A 17,435-nucleotide genomic window follows, 5' to 3' on the forward strand; every position below is an offset into this window, starting at 1 on the left:
CTCTTGTTCGAATACCCTCGATTGTGCCCGCAAAACCGCGCGCCGTCCCCGGAACGTCACACGCCACTTGCACTCTTATGCGCAAGGCTGGACGCTTGCCCGTCAGCCCTTAACGGTTACAGGAGGTCAGCGGCACATGTACCACGGGGAACGATTCAACGCTTGGAGCCATTTGCTCGGTGCAGTCGCGGCGTGTATTGGCGCCGTATGGATGTTGGTAGTGGCAAGCCTGGACGGCAGCCCCTGGAAGATCGTCAGCGTGGCGATTTACGGCTTTACGCTGATGGTGCTGTACAGCGCGTCCACGGTGTACCACAGCGTGCGTGGGCGTCGAAAAGAGATCATGCAAAAGGTTGATCACTTTTCGATCTACCTGCTGATCGCCGGCAGTTACACGCCCTTCTGCCTGGTGACCTTGAGAGGGCCGTGGGGCTGGACGCTGTTTGGCATCGTGTGGGGGCTGGCGGTGATTGGCATCCTGCAGGAGATCAAGCCGCGCTCCGAGGCGCGCATCCTGTCGATCGTGATTTACGCGGTGATGGGCTGGATCGTGCTGGTGGCGGTCAAGCCGCTGCTCGCCGCATTGGGCACGGCGGGGTTTATCTGGCTGGCGTCGGGCGGCGTTTTATACACCGTCGGCATCATCTTTTTTGCCTTGGAGGATCGCCTTCGCCACTCCCATGGGATCTGGCATTTGTTTGTGATCGGCGGGAGTTTGCTGCACTTCGTGGCGATCATGCATTACGTCCTATAAACGCTCCAGAAGCTCACGGGCTCGGTGGCCAAAAATCTGCAGCAGATTGGCCAGCATGTGCGGCGGTGGTTCATCGGCTCGGGTGAGGGCGTACAGGGTAATCGGCAGCGGCGGCGTGAGTGTGCGGATGCACGTGGTGGCTGTCGAGGCACCGAGGGCAGTAAAGGGGTCGATCACCGTCAGGCCGGCGCCGGACTCCACCATGGCGCGGGCCAGGGAGTAGGTTTGTACGGAGATTGTCACCCGCGGCGGTGGGTCGACGTTTTCCAGGTAACTGTCGAGTTTCGCTGCCAGCGGGTCGGCGCTGGAAAGACCAATCAATGCGGTGCCTGCCAGGTCCGCCAGGGGTAGCGGCTGGCTCAGCTCGGCGTCGGACCAATAGCCTTTGGACGCCAGTGCCACCAGCACACCGTTGGCCAGCACCTGCGTGGTCAACCCCGGATGGCCGGAGAAGTTGAGCGTCAGCGCCAGGTCGATCTCACGCATCAGCAGCTTTTGCACCAACTCGCGGCTGTGGTCGCTGGACAGCTCGCAGGCCATGTCCGGATAGTCGCGCTTCCATTCCAGAATCGCCGGTGGCAGCAACGAAAGGGCCAGCGCCGGGATCGCGCCAATGCGTACGCTCTGGCCCGGCGCACGGCGCAGACTCTTGGCCAGGCGCCGCACCCCTTGCAGGCTTTCGGTGACTTTCTCCACTTCGCTTTCCAGCGCCAGGGCTTCCGGGGTGGGCTGCAATTTGCCGCGTACCCGCAGGAACAGGGGGAAGCCCAGCTGCAATTCGGCGTGTTGCAACACCTTGGTCACTGCCGGTTGCGACACGTGCAGCAACTGCGCGGCGGCGCTGACGGAGCCGGTTTGGCGGATGGCCTGGAAGATTTCGATATGACGCAAGCGCATGGCAAGTCCATAACCTTTGTTTATAGGTGAGCCATCTTTATTCATTGTCGGCGACCTGTCACCTGCCCCTAGGCTTGAGGCCTCTTGATTCAACGGCGGGTGGCGGCAATGGTGTGCATCATCGGGGGTGGAGTGATTGGTCTGGCCAGCGCCTATGCGTTGGTGCGTGCAGGTCATGAGGTGACGGTGATCGATGCGCGCCAGACCCTGGGCAGCGAGACCAGCTTTGCCAACGGTGGGCAGCTGTCTTATCGCTACGTCGCGCCACTGGCCGATGCCGGTGTGCCGCTGCAAGCCATTGGTTGGTTGTTGCGAGGTGACTCGCCCTTGAAGCTGCGCCCGCGTCTCGACCCACAACAGTGGCGCTGGATGGCGGCGTTTCTCGGTGCCTGCCGTGGCTCGGTGAACAAACGCAACGCCGCGCACCTGCTGCGCCTGGCATCCCTGAGCCAGGACACCCTGCATCGGTGGCGTGACGAAGATCACCTGGATGGCTTCGATTGGCGGCGCAACGGCAAGCTGGTGACCTTCCGCAATGCCGGCTCTTTTGAACAGGCGCGCAGCAAGGTCGCCGATATCCTGCAACAGCAAGTGCTTTCGGGCGCCGATTGCGCACGCCTGGAACCCGCGCTGGCGGGCGGTGGTTTTGTCGGCGGGATCTACACGCCCAATGAGGAGGTCGGTGATTGTCACGCCTTCTGCCAGCAGTTGGCGGCGCGGTTGGAAGCGTCGGGACGATGCCGCTTTTTGCTGGGTCGCAAGGTCACCGGCATTCGTCAGGCTGGCGGAGTGGTGCAGGCCATCGAGTTGGGCGATGAGGTCATGCCGGTCGAGCATCTGGTGCTGGCGGCCGGGTATCGCAGCGCCAAGTTGGGCGTGTCGTTGCCGCTGTACCCGCTCAAGGGCTACAGCCTCAGCGTGCCGATTGGCATGCAACATCGGGCGCCGAATGTGAGCATCACCGACTACGACCGCAAGATCGTCTACGCGCGTATTGGTGAGCAACTGCGGGTAGCCGCGATGGTGGATATCGTTGGCTTCGACGCCCGCCTTGAACCCAAGCGCCTTGCGTTGATGAAACGTCAGGCTCTGGAGACCTTTCCACTGGCGGGCGATTACACCCATGCGGTGGAGTGGGCCGGTATGCGCCCCGCCACCCCGACTGGCGTACCGCTGATTGGTGCCAGTATGTATCGCAACCTGTGGCTGAACCTTGGCCACGGCGCTCTCGGTTTTACCCTGGCCTGCGGTAGCGGCCAACTGCTGGCCGAGCTGATCAGCCAGCGCGCCCCTTCCATTGATATGCAGGGCCTTGCGCCCCGCGCTGCATGAGGATGCACCGATGACCATCACCCGAATCAGCAGCAATGAACGCCTGAGTAGCGCGGCCATTTTCAAGGACCTGGTGTTTCTCTCGGGCCAAGTGCCCGGTGAAGGCCAGGATGTGGCCACGCAGACCCGCGAAGTGCTGGCCAAGATCGATGCGCTGTTGGCCCAGGCAGGCAGCGACAAGGATCACTTGCTCAACGCGACGATTTACCTGAAAGACATCGGTGCAGGTTTTGCGCCGATGAATGATGAGTGGTCAGCCTGGCTGTCGCCCGGCATGGCGCCGACGCGTACCACCTTGCAAGCAGAACTGGCGCGACCGAGTGTGCTGGTGGAAATCAGTGTGATCGCTGTACGTAAGTAACTTCAAAGACCAACGGAGAATAACAATGAAAAAGATCCTGTTGACCGGCTGCACCCTGGGGCTTTTGTTCAGCGCACAGGCGTATGCGAATCAAGCGCCGCTGGACGGCACGCTGGCCAAGATCGCCAGCTCCAAGTCTATAACCTTGGGCTATCGCGATGCGTCGGTGCCGTTTTCCTATGTGGGGGATCACAGTGGCAAGCCCATGGGCTATTCGGTGGAGCTGGCGAACAAGATCGTCGAGCGCATCCAGCAGAAAACCGGGGTGGCCAAGCTCAATGTGAAGTACAACCTGGTGACTTCCCAGACCCGCATCCCGCTGGTGCAGAACGGCACCGTCGACCTGGAATGCGGCTCCACCGGCGTGACCGCCGAGCGGCAGAAACAAGTGGCGTTTTCCTACGGGTTTATCTACGTGAAGGGGCAATTGCTCACGGCCAAGGACAGCGGCATCAAAGGCTTTCCCGACCTGGCAGGCAAGAACGTGGTGACCACCGCCGGTACCACCAATGAGCGTTTCCTGAAAAGCTACAACGCCGAGCACAAGACCAACATGTTCGTGATCAGCGCCAAGGACCACGGCGAAGCGTTCAAGATGCTCGAAACAGGCCGCGCTGTGGCGTTCTACATGGACGACGCGTTGCTCTACGGCGAGCGCGCCAAGGCCAAGGACCCACACAACTGGGTCGTGGTGGGCGAGGAGCAATCGCGGGAAATCTACAGTTGCATGGTGCGCAAGGACGACCCGCAGTTTCTGGCGGTGGTCAACGAAACACTCGCCGACCTGTACAGCAGTGGCGAGATCAACGGGATTTACCAGCGCTGGTTTGAACAGCCGATTCCGCCCAAGGGCCTGAACCTGGAATTCCCGATGACCAGCGAGTTGAAGGCGATCATTGCCAAGCCGGTCAGCGACCCAGTGGAGTAAACCCTAGAAATCGCCCCACAACTGTTGGGCGACTGCCAACGCCACCACCGGCGCCGTCTCGGTACGCAACACCCGCGGCCCGAGGCGGGCGGCGTGGTAGCCAGCGGCTTGGGCGCTGTCGACTTCATTATCGTTCAGCCCACCTTCAGGGCCGATCAGAAAGGCCAGGCTGGAAGGCTTGGCGTGACTGACCATTGGCTCGGCCACCGGGTGCAGCACCAGCTTCAAGTCCGCTTCGGTCTGTTTCAACCAATCCGCCAGCAGCAGCGGTGGGTGAATCACCGGCACCGTGGAGCGCCCGCATTGCTCGCAGGCGCTGATCGCCACCTGGCGCCAGTGCAGCAGGCGTTTGTCGGCGCGTTCGTCCTTGAGGCGCACTTCGCAGCGCTCGCTGAAAATCGGTGTGATGGCGTTGACGCCCAGTTCGGTGGCTTTCTGAATCGCCCAATCCATGCGCTCGCCACGGGACAGGCCTTGGCCGAGGTGGATATGCAGCGGCGATTCGGTCTGGCCGGCGAAGCTTTCGGTGAGCTGCACAGTGACGCGTTTCTTGCCGACCTCCAGCAGGCTGCCCCGGAACTCCTGGCCGGAGCCGTCGAACAATTGCACGGCGTCACCTTCGCCCATGCGCAGTACACGACTGATGTAGTGCGCCTGGGCTTCCGGCAGTTCGTGATCGCCAATGCTCAGCGGGGTGTCGGTGAAAAAGCGGGACAGTCTCATTTCTGTTCTCTGGAAAATGGGAGCGATGGCAAATCCCTGTAGGAGCCGGCAAGCCGGCTCCTACAAGGGGGCTAGCCTGGGTCGCGGAAATCGGGGTGGAAATTGTCTGGAACGGCGACGCTCACTTTGCTATTGGTGGCGATATCGATGCCTTCGCTGGCCACTTCAGCAAGGAAGTCGATCTGCTCCGGCGTAATCACATAGGGTGGCAAGAAGTACACCACGCTGCCCAGAGGCCGCAACAGTGCGCCGCGTTCCAGGGCGTGCTCGAACACCTTCAGGCCACGGCGTTCCTGCCAGGGGTAGGCGGCCTTGGTGGCCTTGTCCTGCACCATTTCGATAGCCAGCACCATGCCGGTCTGGCGCACTTCCGACACGTGCGGATGGTCCACCAGGTGCGCGGTGGCGGTGGCCATGCGCTGGGCCAGGGCCTTGTTGTTCTCGATGACGTTGTCTTCTTCGAAGATATCCAGGGTCGCCAATGCTGCCGCACACGCCAGCGGGTTGCCGGTGTAGCTGTGGGAGTGCAGGAAGGCGCGCAGGGTCGGGTAGTCGTCGTAGAACGCGTCGTACACGTCATCGGTGGTGACTACGGCGGCCAACGGCAGGTAACCGCCGGTGAGGGCCTTGGACAGGCACAGGAAGTCCGGGCGGATGCCGGCCTGCTCACAGGCGAACATGCTGCCGGTGCGACCGAAGCCTACGGCGATTTCGTCGTGTATCAAGTGCACGCCGTAGCGATCGCAGGCTTCGCGCAGCAATTTGAGATACACCGGGTGGTACATGCGCATGCCGCCGGCACCCTGGATCAGCGGTTCGATGATCACGGCGGCGACGGTGTCGTGGTGCTCGGCGAGGGTCTGTTCCATCACCTGGGCCATCGTGCGCGAGTGGTCTTCCCAGCTCACGCCTTCGGGGCGCAGGTAGCAATCGGGGCTTGGCACTTTGATCGTGTCGAGCAGCAGCGCCTTGTAGGTCTCGGTGAACAGCGGCACGTCGCCCACCGACATCGCGGCAATGGTTTCGCCGTGGTAGCTGTTGGTCAGGGTGACGAAGCGCTTTTTATTTGGCAGGCCGCGGTTGAGCCAATAGTGGAAGCTCATCTTCAGCGCGACTTCGATGCAGGACGAGCCGTTGTCGGCATAGAAGCAGCGGGTCAGGCCTTCAGGCGTCATTTGCACCAGGCGCTCGGACAGCTCGATCACCGGCTGGTGGCTGAAACCGGCGAGGATCACATGTTCCAGTTGGTCGACCTGGTCCTTGATGCGCTGGTTGATGCGCGGGTTGGCGTGGCCAAACACGTTGACCCACCAGGAACTGACGGCATCGAGGTAGCGCTTGCCTTCGAAGTCTTCCAGCCACACGCCTTCACCGCGTTTGATCGGGATCAGCGGCAGTTGCTGGTGGTCTTTCATCTGGGTGCAGGGATGCCACAGCACCGCAAGGTCGCGTTGCATCCACTGGTTGTTCAAGCCCATCGGTGATCTCCTCGAAGCGGTCCTGCGGCGGGCGCAGGTAAAACAATCGCGCAAGCCTATGCAATGCATGGCTGTGTCACAAGCCATTACCTATGAATTGACGGTAAAGGCAGGACGGTCTGTCACGTATCTTAGGAATAGTCTTAATCCCTTGTTAATTTATTATGCATAGGCTGTTGATCGTATTTCTCGATATTTCAAAGCGAAATTTTCCGCTTTAATTCGATAGGTAAATCGCTAGTCTTGGGCGCACTACTACGGGATTAAGTACATGCAGTTACGCAATTCACCGGCCCGCTATGGTTGGGTCAGCATGGTTTTGCACTGGGGCGTGGCCCTGGTGGTGTTTGGCTTGTTCGCCCTGGGCCTGTGGATGGTCGGTCTCGACTATTACAGCGCCTGGCGCAAAGACGCGCCGGACTTGCACAAGAGCATTGGCATCACGCTGTTCGCCATCATGCTGGTGCGTATTGTCTGGCGCCTGGTGAGCCCGCCGCCGCCACCGCTGGCCAGCTACAGCCGCATGACCCGTATCGGCGCTGCCTTCGGCCACGGGTTCCTTTATCTCGGGTTGTTTGCCGTGATGATCGCCGGTTACCTGATTTCCACCGCAGACGGTGTCGGTATCCCGGTGTTTGGTCTGTTTGAGATTCCTGCTGTGGTTTCCGGACTACCGGACCAGGCAGATAACGCCGGCCTGGTGCATCTGTACCTCGCTTGGGTGTTGGTGGTCTTCGCCGGCTTGCACGGCGTGGCTGCGTTGAAACACCACTTTATCGATCGTGATGCGACCCTGGTTCGTATGCTGGGGCGCAAAGCCTGATGTTCAACCTCGACTCACAAGGAATAGAAAGCATGTTGAAAAAGACACTCGCTGCGCTGGCAATTGGTACTGCCCTGCTGTCTGCAGGTCAGGTGATGGCTGCTGACTACAAGATCGATAAAGAAGGCCAGCACGCCTTCATCGACTGGAAAATCAGCCACCTGGGCTACAGCTTCATCCACGGCACCTTCAAGGATTGGGATGGCACCTTCAGCTGGGATGCCGCCAAGCCTGAGGCCAGCAAAATCGCGGTCGACGTGAAAACCGCCAGCCTGTGGTCCAACCACGCCGAGCGTGACAAGCACATCGCCAGCAAAGATTTCCTGGACGTTGCCAAGTTCGCTGATGCCAAGTTCGTCTCCACCGCAGTCAAGTCCACCGGCGACAAAACCGCTGACGTGACCGGCGACCTGACCTTCCATGGCGTGACCAAGCCGGTGACCTTCAAGGCCACCTTCAACGGTGAGGGCAAAGACCCGTGGGGCGGCGAGCGTGCCGGCTTCAACGCCAAGACCACTGTCAACCTGAACGACTTCGGCATCAAAGGCCCAGGCCCGTCCTCGCAGACCGTGGATCTGGACATCTCGCTGGAAGGTGTTAAGACGAAGTAATGCTTCGTACGTAGGAGCCGGCTTACCGGCGATGAGGCCCTTGAGGTTTGCAGTGACCCAATGACCGCTATCGCCGGCAATCCGGCTCCTACAGTTTCAAAGCGCTAAAAAAATGCCCCGCATCTTTCGATGCGAGGCATTTTTTTTGGCGTTTTTAAACTAGCGGTTGCGCGTCAGCAACGCTGGTTTTTCACCACGAGGACGGCCTGGCAGTTGATCCAACTGCTCGGGTGTCGGGAAGCGATCAGCCTTCGACTCCTTGTGGATGATCTTTGGCGCCGGGCCACCGCGTGGGTTCTGCACGGCCGGTTCGGAGGAGCGAGGCTGGTCGTCACGGGCTGGGCGACGGTTGTTGCTGCGCGAGTCTTCGCGGCGAGCCTGGCCGTCACGGGGTGCACCGTTACGCGGGCCGTTGCGCTTGGCTGGCGGCGTACCGGTGGTGCCGCCGCTGCTGTTGCGCGGGCCGTTCTGGCGACCGCCTTGTGGCTGGCCGCCGCGAGGGGCGCCTGCGCCCTGTGCCGGGGCACCTGGACGACGGCCACGGCCTTGGGCCGGTTTGGCCTGTGGCACGTAGTCAACGCGGTTACCGAAGTTATCCACATCGTCGTCGAGGAACTCGTCCGGAGCGCGGTCGGCAGCAGCGCGAGGTGGCTGGCTCGGCTGGCGCTGTTCGCGGGCCGGGGTGCCTTCACGGGGTTTCTGCTCACGGGCTGGGCGTTCGCCACGGCCGCTGGAGGCGGATTTTTCCTTGCCTTTGTCTTTGCCTTTGTCGCGACGACCGCCGCCACCACCGCCGCCGTTCGGGCCATCGCCCTTCGGACCGCGTGGGTTGCGCGGGTTGCGCACGTCCGGACGCTCGCGCGCTTCAGGCTTCTCAGCCTCCACGGCGCTGGCATCGAAGCCCATCAGGTCGCCGTCGGCGATTTTCTGCTTGGTCATGCGCTCGATGCTTTTCAGCAGTTTTTCTTCGTCCGGCGCAACCAGGGAGATGGCTTCACCCGAACGACCGGCACGGCCGGTGCGGCCGATACGGTGCACGTAATCTTCATCGACGTTCGGCAGCTCGAAGTTGACCACGTGTGGCAACTGATCGATATCCAGGCCGCGGGCGGCGATATCGGTGGCGACCAGGATGCGTACGGTGCCGGCCTTGAAGTCAGCCAGGGCCTTGGTGCGCGCGTTCTGGCTCTTGTTGCCGTGGATGGCGACGGCGGTGAGGCCGTGCTTGTCCAGGTACTCGGCCAGACGGTTGGCACCATGCTTGGTGCGGGTGAAGACCAGCACCTGTTCCCACGCACCGGCGGTGATCAGGTGGGCCAGCAGCGCACGCTTGTGGCTGGCTGGCAGGCGGAAGACACGTTGCTCGATGCGCTCGACCGTGGTGTTCGGCGGCGTGACTTCGATGCGTTCCGGGTTGTGCAGCAGCTTGCCGGCCAGGGCAGTGATGTCCTGGGAGAACGTGGCCGAGAACAGCAGGTTCTGACGTTTGGCCGGCAGGCGGGCGAGGACTTTTTTCACGTCATGGACAAAGCCCATGTCGAGCATGCGGTCGGCTTCGTCCAGTACGAGGATTTCCACGTGGGACAGGTCGACGCTGCCTTGGCCGCACAGGTCGAGCAAACGACCCGGGCACGCGACCAGCACGTCCACGCCGCGGGACATGGCCTGAACCTGTGGGTTCATGCCGACGCCGCCGAAGATGCAGGCGCTGACGAACTTCAAGTCGCGGGCATACAGCTTGAAGCTGTCGTGCACTTGGGCTGCGAGTTCGCGGGTGGGGGTCAGGACCAGTACGCGCGGTTGGCGCGGGCCGTGACGCTGGGATTTGTCCGGGTGACCATTGGGAAACAACCGCTCCAGAATCGGGAGGGCGAAGCCGCCGGTTTTACCAGTACCTGTCTGAGCCGCGACCATCAGGTCGCGACCTTGCAACACGGCGGGAATGGCCCGCTGTTGCACCGGAGTAGGCTCGGTATAGCCCGCTGCCTCGATGGCGCGGACTAAAGCCTCGGAGAGACCGAGGGAAGCAAAGGACATGAGTAATCCTGTTTTAGTTAGGGCTTGGCCCAAAGGGATAATCTTGCCGGGCGTGAATGACGCTTAGGGGAGCGAAATCCCGTCCGGTCCTGCTGCGTCTGGCGGGCACTCCACCGGCTCGCGCGGGCTGAAAGCTGCGCTGTAGCGGGGTTGGGTGCCTTTTTCAAGACCTCAGCGGCCGGGCGTGAGCCTGGCGGAAAGGCCGGAGTATAACAGAGCAATCACGGCGCGCTGCTTTCCTGCTGCTCAACGGTGTGTCCAGACCCCGTAATCGCTTGGATTCCACCATATTTGGCGCTCAAGACGCTATAGGCTGGTTCTTGTTTGAAGCGTTTGAGCTCGGCGGCAAAGCGCTGTACCAACAGGTCCATACCCGCGCCACGGCGCACCGCGAGGAACTGCTGCTGGCGGCTGACCACCACGGGAGCCTGGCTGACCTTGCCTTCCAGGCCCAGCGCCTTGATCACATGCTGGCCCACCCGGCGGTCCGTGATCACCACGTCGATGCGCCCGAGCATCAATTTGCCGAAGTTGGCCTCATGGCTGGGGGCAGGCTCGCGGTTGAACAGGGTGGAATCGCTGAATGCTGCGCCGTACAGATACCCCGGCGACGTACCGACAGTAAGGCCGCGCAGATCTTCGAGGCTTTGAACGGGGTGGGGGCGCTCATTGGCGTAGAACAGCACGAACTCCACCTCCGACAGCGGTTCGCTGGGGTACAGCAGCAAGGCGTCGCGCTCATGGCTGTGGAAAATATCCAGCGCCCCGTCAGCATGCCCTTGGTCGAGCATGGCCAGGCAGCGCTTCCAGGGCAGGAACTGCCATTGCACCTCAATGCCCAGGCGCTGGAATACGATGACGGTGGCCTCGTAGTCCAGGCCGCGCATGGTGCCTTTGTCGTCGTACACATAAGGCGCCCATGGCTCGGTGACAATACGCAGTTTCTCGCCATAAGCGGCCAGGCTCAGGCAAGTAAAGAGGGCGGCGGTCAACAACTTGAGAATGACGGGCATGCCCTGAGGTTACGATGCTCCTGCCTTAAAGAGAAGCTCTGGCACGCGCATCCGCAGGCGGGGCTATTGGGTCGGCGACGTCATCAAATGCTCATAGATCGCCGCGCGGCGTTCGCCGAGAATCAGGCGCACCACGGGGTTGGCGAACCAGTGTTCCAACTGGTGGGCTTCCAGCGGGCGTTTCTGGCGTTCTTCCAGGTTCTGTCGGGCCTTGTCCCACCAAACCGGGCCACAGGCTTGGTCGAATTCGTTCTCGTGCTCGTAGCAACCATAGAGAATTTCGCGGATGAACTGCTGCTGGTGTTTGGGCAATACCAGCGTGATCAGCTTGTACAGCAGGCGTTGCAGGCGGGGAGGGCGTGGCAGGTGTGAGGAAACCTGGCGAGTGTCGGCCAGTGCCAATGCGCTGGTCGGGGCTGACGCATGCTTGGCGATCCAGGCCTTGACCTTGGCGCGGAACAGTTGCTTGCGACTCCAGTAATGGTGGATCAGGTCCGGGCATTCGCGCACGTTGACCGTGCGATAGGCCGCGATCGACAGGCAGAACTCTTCAAGGGTGTAGGCGCCTTGGGCATGGGGAAACAGTTCGTCCATCAGCTCGATGGAGCGATCAAGGATGTGCGCGTCCTGTTGCGTCAGGCCCATGACCCCGGAATTGAGGGTCATCATGTCATCGTCGGCCACACCCATATCCAACAGACGCTGGTGCAGGGCGGTGTAAAGGATACTTTCGTGGTTATCGCCGTACTTGGTGTAGAAGGCGTTGCACAACAGGGTGCCAGGCTGCACGCGCTCGAACAGGTCCATGGGTGAATGATGGAAGAAGGTGTCGGTGTCGATCAGCATGGCCACCGGGGACTCTTCCAGCACTTGGCGCAACACCACATGCTTGGTGCGGAAGTGATAGCCGTGGGGCTCGCTCCAGCGCTTGCGCGTGGCTTCGTCCAGCGGGCGTACGCGCACGGGTAAAAGGCGATAGGGCTCGGGGTTGTCGCTGAATACCTGGATATCCACGGCGGCGTCCGGGGTGTCCCGCAGGAAGGCCAGCGCACTGGCGATGCTGAACACCGCTTCCTGGTGGTAGGTCTCGGAGCCGAAGACCAGGTAGACCAGTTGTGGGCGGGAAGTCGTGGGCACTGTATTCATGGACTGCTGGGTTCCGTGGGCACGTAAAACGACGAAGGCCCTCGTAGAGACGAAGGCCTTGGCACAACCGGACGAACCTCAGCGTGGCAGCTTGAGGTTGTTCCAGATGGCAAGGCTGGGTTCAGCCTGGTTCAGGGTATAGAAGTGCAACCCTGGCGCGCCACCTTGCAACAAATCTTCACACATAGTGCTGATGACCTGCTCGCCAAACGCCTGGATGCTCTTGACGTCGTCGCCATAGGCTTCCAGTTGTTTGCGCACCCAACGTGGGATCTCTGCACCGCAGGCGTCGGAGAAGCGCGCCAGCTTGCTGTAGTTGGTGATCGGCATGATGCCCGGCACGATCGGGATGTTCACGCCCATCGCCCGCACACGCTCGACGAAGTAGAAGTAGCTGTCGGCGTTGAAGAAGTACTGGGTGATCGCACTGTCGGCGCCGGCGTTGGCCTTGCGCACGAAATTCTGCAGATCGTCTTCGAAGCTATGTGCCTGGGGGTGCATCTCCGGGTACGCCGCCACTTCGATATGGAAGTGATCGCCGGTTTCTTCACGGATGAAGCTCACCAGGTCATTGGCGTGGCGCAGCTCACCGCTGGCCATACCCATGCCGGACGGCAGGTCGCCGCGCAGGGCGACGATGCGCTTGATGCCGGCGGCCTTGTATTGGGTCAGCAGGCCGCGCAGGTCGTCCTTGCTGTCGCCCACGCACGACAAGTGCGGAGCGGCGGGAACTTTGACTTGGCTTTCCAGCTGCAACACGGTGTTGATCGTGCGGTCACGGGTCGAGCCGCCGGCGCCGTAGGTGCAGGAAAAGAAGTCGGGGTTGTAGCTGGCCAACTGGGTGGCCGTGGCCATCAGTTTTTCATGCCCAGCATCGGTCTTGGTCGGGAAGAACTCGAAGCTGTAGCGACGATCTTGGGACATGGTCGTATCCTTTGAAACTCAGAATGCCGGGAGGTGTACACCGTCAATGCGGGCACCCGGTTCATGTGGGAGCCGGGCTTGCCCGCGATGCAGACACCACGGTACGTCAGGCATACCGAGGCGATGCTATCGCAGGCAAGCCAGCTCCCACATGAAGCTGGCGCTCGCCGGTCGATCAGTAGCGGTAAGCGTGCGGCTTGAACGGACCTTCGACCGTCACGCCGATGTAGTCGGCCTGGGTCTTGGTCAGTTGAGTCACGACGCCGCCGAAGCCACGGACCATTTCCAGGGCCACTTCTTCGTCGAGTTTCTTCGGCAGTACTTCCACGGTCAGGCGCTCGGCCTTCTGGGCAGGCGACAGGTCGGCGTACTTCTGGCCGAACAGGAAGATCTGCGCCAGCACCTGGTTGGCGAACGAGCCGTCCATGATGCGGCTTGGGTGGCCAGTGGCGTTGCCCAGGTTAACCAGGCGGCCTTCAGCCAGCAGGATCAGGTAGTCATCGTTCTGCGGGTCGAAATCACCTGCGCCGGTACGGTGAACCTTGTGTACCTGTGGCTTCACTTCTTCCCATGCCCAGTTCTTGCGCATGAAAGCGGTGTCGATTTCGTTGTCGAAGTGGCCGATGTTGCAGACAACAGCACGCTTCTTCAGGGCTTTGAGCATGTTTGCGTCGCAAACATTCACGTTGCCGGTGGTGGTCACGATCAGGTCGATCTTGCCCAGCAGCGCCTTGTCGATGCTTGCTTCGGTGCCGTCGTTCTGGCCGTTGATGAACGGCGAAACCACTTCGAAACCGTCCATGCAGGCTTGCATGGCGCAGATCGGGTCAACTTCGGAAACCTTGACGATCATGCCTTCCTGACGCAGGGACTGGGACGAACCCTTGCCCACGTCACCGTAGCCGATCACCAGGGCTTGCTTGCCCGACAGCAGGTGGTCGGTGCCACGCTTGATGGCATCGTTCAGGCTGTGACGGCAGCCGTACTTGTTGTCGTTCTTGCTCTTGGTCACCGAGTCGTTGACGTTGATGGCCGGGATTTTCAGCTCGCCCTTGGCCAGCATGTCCAGCAGACGGTGTACGCCGGTAGTGGTTTCTTCGGTCACACCGTGGACGCGGTCCAGGATCTGCGGATACTTCTTGTGCAGCAGCTCGGTCAGGTCGCCGCCGTCGTCGAGGATCATGTTGGCATCCCAAGGCGCGCCATCCTTGAGGATGGTTTGCTCCAGGCACCACTCGTACTCTTCTTCGGTCTCGCCTTTCCAGGCGAATACGGCGATACCGGCAGCAGCGATAGCGGCAGCGGCCTGGTCTTGAGTCGAGAAGATGTTGCAAGACGACCAACGTACTTCGGCACCCAGGGCAACCAGGGTTTCGATCAGCACGGCAGTCTGGATGGTCATGTGGATGCAGCCGAGGATCTTCGCGCCTTTGAGCGGCTGCTCAGCGGCGTACTTGCGGCGCAGACCCATCAGGGCAGGCATTTCGGATTCGGCGATAAAGGTTTCGCGACGGCCCCAGGCGGCGAGGGACATGTCGGCGACTTTGTAGTCGTTGAAATCTGCAGGCGTGTTTACTGCGCTCATGAAGAGCCTCCATTCGTAGTGTGCGAATGGGCGCCGTTGTGCGTTTAGTATCCAGCTGGCTAACCAGGCCGGACAACGCCCCATCCGAGCCTGACAGGTTGAACCTGCTGCAGCGCCCCTCGGACAGGTGGCGGGAGAACGGTATCAACTGGAGATGACCGTTTTGAAACGGCGCCGATTATAGCTGTGTGCGCCAGACTTCCCAAGCCTTTCCGTCGGCCATATGAAGATCGCTGATGGGGTTGATAGGCAATGGCGCGTAGAGCTTGGGCCCAGGCTCTGCCATGATGTTGCCCATCATTCGGCAAGACGCTTTGGAGTGACCATGAACTTCCACACCCGCAAATGGGTAAAACCCGAAGACCTCAACCCCAACGGTACTCTGTTCGGTGGCAGCCTGCTGCGCTGGATCGACGAAGAAGCCGCGATCTACGCCATTGTCCAACTGGGCAACCAGCGCGTGGTGACCAAGTACATCTCCGAAATCAACTTCGTCAGCGCCTCGCGCCAGGGCGACATCATCGAACTGGGCATTACGGCTACCGAATTTGGGCGCACCTCCATCACCCTGACCTGTGAAGTGCGCAACAAAATCACCCGCAAAAGCATCCTCACAGTAGAGAAGATGGTCTTCGTCAACCTGGGTGAAGACGGTTTGCCGGCGCCCCACGGTCGCACCGAGATCAGGTATGTGAAGGACCAATTCAAGGACGATAGCCTTCCCGAGTAACCCAGCAGCGGCCTGATTTGCTTTACCAAATCATTCCGCGCGGATCTTTCCCGGGCGCTCTCATCACTCAGGACTACACCCTGTAGAGAGAGCCCATGGATGAAAGTGTTTAACTCGATTGCCAAGACCCAACCCTCATTGACTGAAAAGGCGTCTTCCACGACCCATCAAGTGGTCGGGACGCCGCTGGTGGAGGGGGTTGGCGCGCGCAATGTGACACTCATGCGTGATCAGCAGGGACGGGTAGACGTGTTTTTATCGGCACCCCCTGTCACCAGCTTGGTACTCAGTGGGGGTGGCGCCAAGGGCATTGCTTTCTCGGGGGTGGTGCGGGCACTTGAAGATACCCAGAAGTTGCAAGGTATCCAATCGATCTCCGGCTCATCTGCCGGTGCGATTTCGGCGGCCTTGATTGCCAGTGGCATGGGCGCTGAAGCGTTCGACCGGTTGTCGGACGGTATAGATTTGCCCAGCCTGCTGAACAGCACAGACGCCGTGACGGCCTGGATGCAGGAAGCCAGTTCGACACTGGGCAAGCTTGTGGGGCGCTTGCCCGGCGCCGTCGGTAGTACCTCTCAGTTGTTGATGACCTTGCTGCCGCGCCTGCAGAGTGAGGCATTTCCCCTTGAGGAACTGGTCCGCAACGAGTCGCGCAGGTCGATTCTGGGGCATATCGCGCAAACCCCTCGGGAAACCCGCTCGGCCGAAGTCATGCGCATTGCTGACAGGTTGAGTGCCGGTAGTGGCCCTACGTTTGGCGATCTTGAGGTGTTGAACCGACACATTCCCGCAATCAAGCAACTCAACATCACCGGCACTGGCATGTTCGCTGGCCGTCCACAGTTGGTGGTGTTCAATGCCAGCCTGACCCCGCAGATGGACATCGCCCGGGCGGCGCATATTTCCGGTTCGTTGCCGCTGGTGTTCAAAAGCCCGGTGGAACAAGGACACGGTTTTCAGGCTTCAGCTGAAAGCACCGCGTTCAAGGACGGTGGCTTGCTGCTCAATACCCCGGCGCCAGGGGGGGTGGATCGGTTGTTTCCCGAGAGCCCTCTGGCCAAGTCTGAGTCGCTGATCGTCAAGTTCGAGTCCGACGCACCTGATACGCGAGCGCGCAGTGGCAGTTTTCTCGGCAGCCTGGCAGAGCGCATCACAGGCGTTGCGCATACGGCTGCTGAAGCCTTCCAAGACAAAAAGCTCGAGGCGTTCGCCGAGCAGATCGTGACATTGCCCCTGAAGACCGAAAAAGGCGATTTTCGAGGGCTGCTCACGGGCACGGTCAACTTCACGATGCAGGATGAGCAGAAGCAACATCTGCAAGCGAAGGCGCGCCAGGCGGTAGATGCGCATTTGGAGCGCCGCACCACGGCACTGGAGCAGCACTCGTTCCAGTCGCTGAGTGATGCGGTGTTGGCCATGGATGATGCAATGCTTGCCAGCGTGCAGCCAGCGCTGCAAAAAGACCCGGCCGCCTCGGATGTGCTGATGTTTCGGAAAACCGCGCAACAGGCGTTGCAAGTACTGGATGCCTCGATTGCCGAGGCTAACCAGGCAAAGGGCGCGCTGGTGCTCACGCCGAGAATCTTATCGTCCCTGCGTAATCTCGATGCCCTGGCCCAGCGTCCTGAGCAAATTGATTGGTTGGCGCGACGCCTCAACGTCGCCAATCAACCCAACTTTCAGCAGTTGCTGCAAGTGGCGGCCAGACAGATCGCAGGCGGTGCATTGCCGATGTCCAAGGTCATTGGCAAGGCTGTCGCTGAGATGAGCGTGCGTGATATTGCGATAAAAGCTGAAAACTTCACGGGGGAGGTGATCTACCCGTCGCTGTTTCGACCCGGCCAGCCCAAATCCAATGTTGAACTGTTGCACCGTGCGGCTCGGGACCTGGCATGGGCCACCACACCCGCCGCATTCAATCGGGTACTCGACACCCTCGTTGACAGTTACAAAGCGCGTAACAATTCCTGGGACAAGGCCTCCCGTTCAACCACCGTGGAGATGGCCAAGGCCTGGAGGTTGCAGGTTTAGTTGCCTGGCCACTGAACAGCCATCGCGGCGGCGTGTCGTAGCTACACGCACCCTTTGGACTC

General features: G+C 60.8%; 16 protein-coding genes and 1 riboswitch. Of the genes, 8 read left to right on the top strand and 8 right to left on the bottom strand.

Annotation, left to right across the window (positions count from 1 at the left end):
- The first annotated feature begins 136 nt into the window (after nt 1–136).
- Nucleotides 137–754: a hemolysin III family protein gene (locus EJ576_RS02650; RefSeq protein ID WP_010207192.1), complete on the top strand. Its 618-nt coding sequence runs from the start codon at nt 137–139 to the stop codon at nt 752–754.
- Here the strand turns inward: EJ576_RS02650 and EJ576_RS02655 are convergent.
- Complete coding sequence (locus tag EJ576_RS02655) at nt 749–1,651, bottom strand: LysR family transcriptional regulator (RefSeq protein ID WP_122729606.1); 903 nt, start codon at nt 1,649–1,651, stop codon at nt 749–751. The two genes, EJ576_RS02650 and EJ576_RS02655, sit on opposite strands and share 6 nt — an antisense overlap.
- Before the next feature lie 99 nt (nt 1,652–1,750).
- Here EJ576_RS02655 and EJ576_RS02660 point away from each other — a divergent pair, with 99 nt between their 5' ends.
- The 3 genes from EJ576_RS02660 to EJ576_RS02670 are packed head-to-tail and all read left to right on the top strand — an operon-like array spanning nt 1,751 to nt 4,272.
- On the top strand, nt 1,751–2,983 hold the full coding sequence (locus EJ576_RS02660) for a D-amino acid dehydrogenase (RefSeq protein ID WP_126569583.1): 1,233 nt from the start codon (nt 1,751–1,753) through the stop codon (nt 2,981–2,983).
- A gap of 10 nt (nt 2,984–2,993) precedes the next feature.
- The gene (locus EJ576_RS02665; protein ID WP_126569519.1) at nt 2,994–3,344 is read left to right on the top strand and encodes a RidA family protein; all 351 of its coding nucleotides are present in this window, start codon (nt 2,994–2,996) and stop codon (nt 3,342–3,344) included.
- Nucleotides 3,345–3,369: 25 nt separating this feature from the next.
- Nucleotides 3,370–4,272 (top strand): transporter substrate-binding domain-containing protein, encoded by a 903-nt coding sequence (locus EJ576_RS02670; protein WP_126569520.1) that lies wholly within the window; start codon nt 3,370–3,372, stop codon nt 4,270–4,272.
- Between the two features lie 3 nt (nt 4,273–4,275).
- On the opposite strand, the gene EJ576_RS02675 is transcribed toward EJ576_RS02670, so the two are convergent.
- Both EJ576_RS02675 and EJ576_RS02680 read right to left on the bottom strand, forming a co-directional pair.
- Nucleotides 4,276–4,995 (bottom strand): 16S rRNA (uracil(1498)-N(3))-methyltransferase, encoded by a 720-nt coding sequence (locus EJ576_RS02675; protein WP_123474965.1) that lies wholly within the window; start codon nt 4,993–4,995, stop codon nt 4,276–4,278.
- 71 nt (nt 4,996–5,066) lie between these two features.
- Nucleotides 5,067–6,473 (bottom strand): adenosylmethionine--8-amino-7-oxononanoate transaminase, encoded by a 1,407-nt coding sequence (locus EJ576_RS02680; protein WP_122729598.1) that lies wholly within the window; start codon nt 6,471–6,473, stop codon nt 5,067–5,069.
- Nucleotides 6,474–6,744: 271 nt separating this feature from the next.
- On the opposite strand from EJ576_RS02680, the gene EJ576_RS02685 reads away from it, so the two are divergent.
- Both EJ576_RS02685 and EJ576_RS02690 read left to right on the top strand, forming a co-directional pair.
- On the top strand, nt 6,745–7,296 hold the full coding sequence (locus EJ576_RS02685) for a cytochrome b (RefSeq protein ID WP_028618276.1): 552 nt from the start codon (nt 6,745–6,747) through the stop codon (nt 7,294–7,296).
- A 32-nt stretch (nt 7,297–7,328) separates the two neighbouring features.
- Nucleotides 7,329–7,907: a YceI family protein gene (locus tag EJ576_RS02690; RefSeq protein ID WP_028618275.1), complete on the top strand. Its 579-nt coding sequence runs from the start codon at nt 7,329–7,331 to the stop codon at nt 7,905–7,907.
- A gap of 159 nt (nt 7,908–8,066) precedes the next feature.
- On the opposite strand, the gene EJ576_RS02695 is transcribed toward EJ576_RS02690, so the two are convergent.
- The 5 genes from EJ576_RS02695 to ahcY form a co-directional block, all read right to left on the bottom strand.
- Nucleotides 8,067–9,944, bottom strand: a complete 1,878-nt coding sequence (locus tag EJ576_RS02695; protein ID WP_126569521.1) for a DEAD/DEAH box helicase — start codon at nt 9,942–9,944, stop codon at nt 8,067–8,069.
- A 221-nt stretch (nt 9,945–10,165) separates the two neighbouring features.
- Nucleotides 10,166–10,957, bottom strand: a complete 792-nt coding sequence (locus EJ576_RS02700) for an ABC transporter substrate-binding protein (RefSeq protein ID WP_122729591.1) — start codon at nt 10,955–10,957, stop codon at nt 10,166–10,168.
- Nucleotides 10,958–11,020: 63 nt separating this feature from the next.
- On the bottom strand, nt 11,021–12,103 hold the full coding sequence (locus tag EJ576_RS02705) for a hypothetical protein (RefSeq protein WP_028618272.1): 1,083 nt from the start codon (nt 12,101–12,103) through the stop codon (nt 11,021–11,023).
- Nucleotides 12,104–12,181: 78 nt separating this feature from the next.
- A complete protein-coding gene (gene metF / locus EJ576_RS02710) occupies nt 12,182–13,027 on the bottom strand; it encodes a methylenetetrahydrofolate reductase [NAD(P)H] (RefSeq protein WP_028618271.1) in 846 nt (281 codons plus the stop codon).
- A gap of 175 nt (nt 13,028–13,202) precedes the next feature.
- Nucleotides 13,203–14,612 carry an adenosylhomocysteinase gene (ahcY, locus tag EJ576_RS02715; protein ID WP_016977735.1) on the bottom strand — a complete coding sequence of 470 codons (1,410 nt, stop codon included), beginning with the start codon at nt 14,610–14,612 and terminating at the stop codon, nt 13,203–13,205.
- A 21-nt stretch (nt 14,613–14,633) separates the two neighbouring features.
- A riboswitch (S-adenosyl-L-homocysteine riboswitch) is annotated at nt 14,634–14,739 on the bottom strand.
- 198 nt (nt 14,740–14,937) lie between these two features.
- On the opposite strand from ahcY, the gene EJ576_RS02720 reads away from it, so the two are divergent.
- Together EJ576_RS02720 and EJ576_RS02725 are read left to right on the top strand one after the other, a co-directional pair.
- Nucleotides 14,938–15,342 (top strand): acyl-CoA thioesterase, encoded by a 405-nt coding sequence (locus EJ576_RS02720; RefSeq protein ID WP_010207175.1) that lies wholly within the window; start codon nt 14,938–14,940, stop codon nt 15,340–15,342.
- Nucleotides 15,343–15,441: 99 nt separating this feature from the next.
- Nucleotides 15,442–17,373 carry a patatin-like phospholipase family protein gene (locus EJ576_RS02725; protein WP_126569522.1) on the top strand — a complete coding sequence of 644 codons (1,932 nt, stop codon included), beginning with the start codon at nt 15,442–15,444 and terminating at the stop codon, nt 17,371–17,373.
- Nucleotides 17,374–17,435: the final 62 nt, after the last annotated feature.

Origin of the sequence: Pseudomonas sp. C 49-2 (assembly GCF_003970195.1) — a bacterium.
GTDB lineage: Bacteria > Pseudomonadota > Gammaproteobacteria > Pseudomonadales > Pseudomonadaceae > Aquipseudomonas > Aquipseudomonas canadensis.

Coding starts and splice junctions, on each gene's coding strand:
- EJ576_RS02650 (WP_010207192.1), top strand. CDS start 137: ATGTACCACGGGGAACGATTCAACGCTTGGAGCCATTTGCTCGGTGCA.
- EJ576_RS02655 (WP_122729606.1), bottom strand. CDS start 1,651: ATGCGCTTGCGTCATATCGAAATCTTCCAGGCCATCCGCCAAACCGGC.
- EJ576_RS02665 (WP_126569519.1), top strand. CDS start 2,994: ATGACCATCACCCGAATCAGCAGCAATGAACGCCTGAGTAGCGCGGCC.
- EJ576_RS02670 (WP_126569520.1), top strand. CDS start 3,370: ATGAAAAAGATCCTGTTGACCGGCTGCACCCTGGGGCTTTTGTTCAGC.
- EJ576_RS02675 (WP_123474965.1), bottom strand. CDS start 4,995: ATGAGACTGTCCCGCTTTTTCACCGACACCCCGCTGAGCATTGGCGAT.
- EJ576_RS02680 (WP_122729598.1), bottom strand. CDS start 6,473: ATGGGCTTGAACAACCAGTGGATGCAACGCGACCTTGCGGTGCTGTGG.
- EJ576_RS02685 (WP_028618276.1), top strand. CDS start 6,745: ATGCAGTTACGCAATTCACCGGCCCGCTATGGTTGGGTCAGCATGGTT.
- EJ576_RS02690 (WP_028618275.1), top strand. CDS start 7,329: ATGTTGAAAAAGACACTCGCTGCGCTGGCAATTGGTACTGCCCTGCTG.
- EJ576_RS02695 (WP_126569521.1), bottom strand. CDS start 9,944: ATGTCCTTTGCTTCCCTCGGTCTCTCCGAGGCTTTAGTCCGCGCCATC.
- EJ576_RS02700 (WP_122729591.1), bottom strand. CDS start 10,957: ATGCCCGTCATTCTCAAGTTGTTGACCGCCGCCCTCTTTACTTGCCTG.
- EJ576_RS02705 (WP_028618272.1), bottom strand. CDS start 12,103: ATGAATACAGTGCCCACGACTTCCCGCCCACAACTGGTCTACCTGGTC.
- metF (WP_028618271.1), bottom strand. CDS start 13,027: ATGTCCCAAGATCGTCGCTACAGCTTCGAGTTCTTCCCGACCAAGACC.
- ahcY (WP_016977735.1), bottom strand. CDS start 14,612: ATGAGCGCAGTAAACACGCCTGCAGATTTCAACGACTACAAAGTCGCC.
- EJ576_RS02720 (WP_010207175.1), top strand. CDS start 14,938: ATGAACTTCCACACCCGCAAATGGGTAAAACCCGAAGACCTCAACCCC.
- EJ576_RS02725 (WP_126569522.1), top strand. CDS start 15,442: ATGAAAGTGTTTAACTCGATTGCCAAGACCCAACCCTCATTGACTGAA.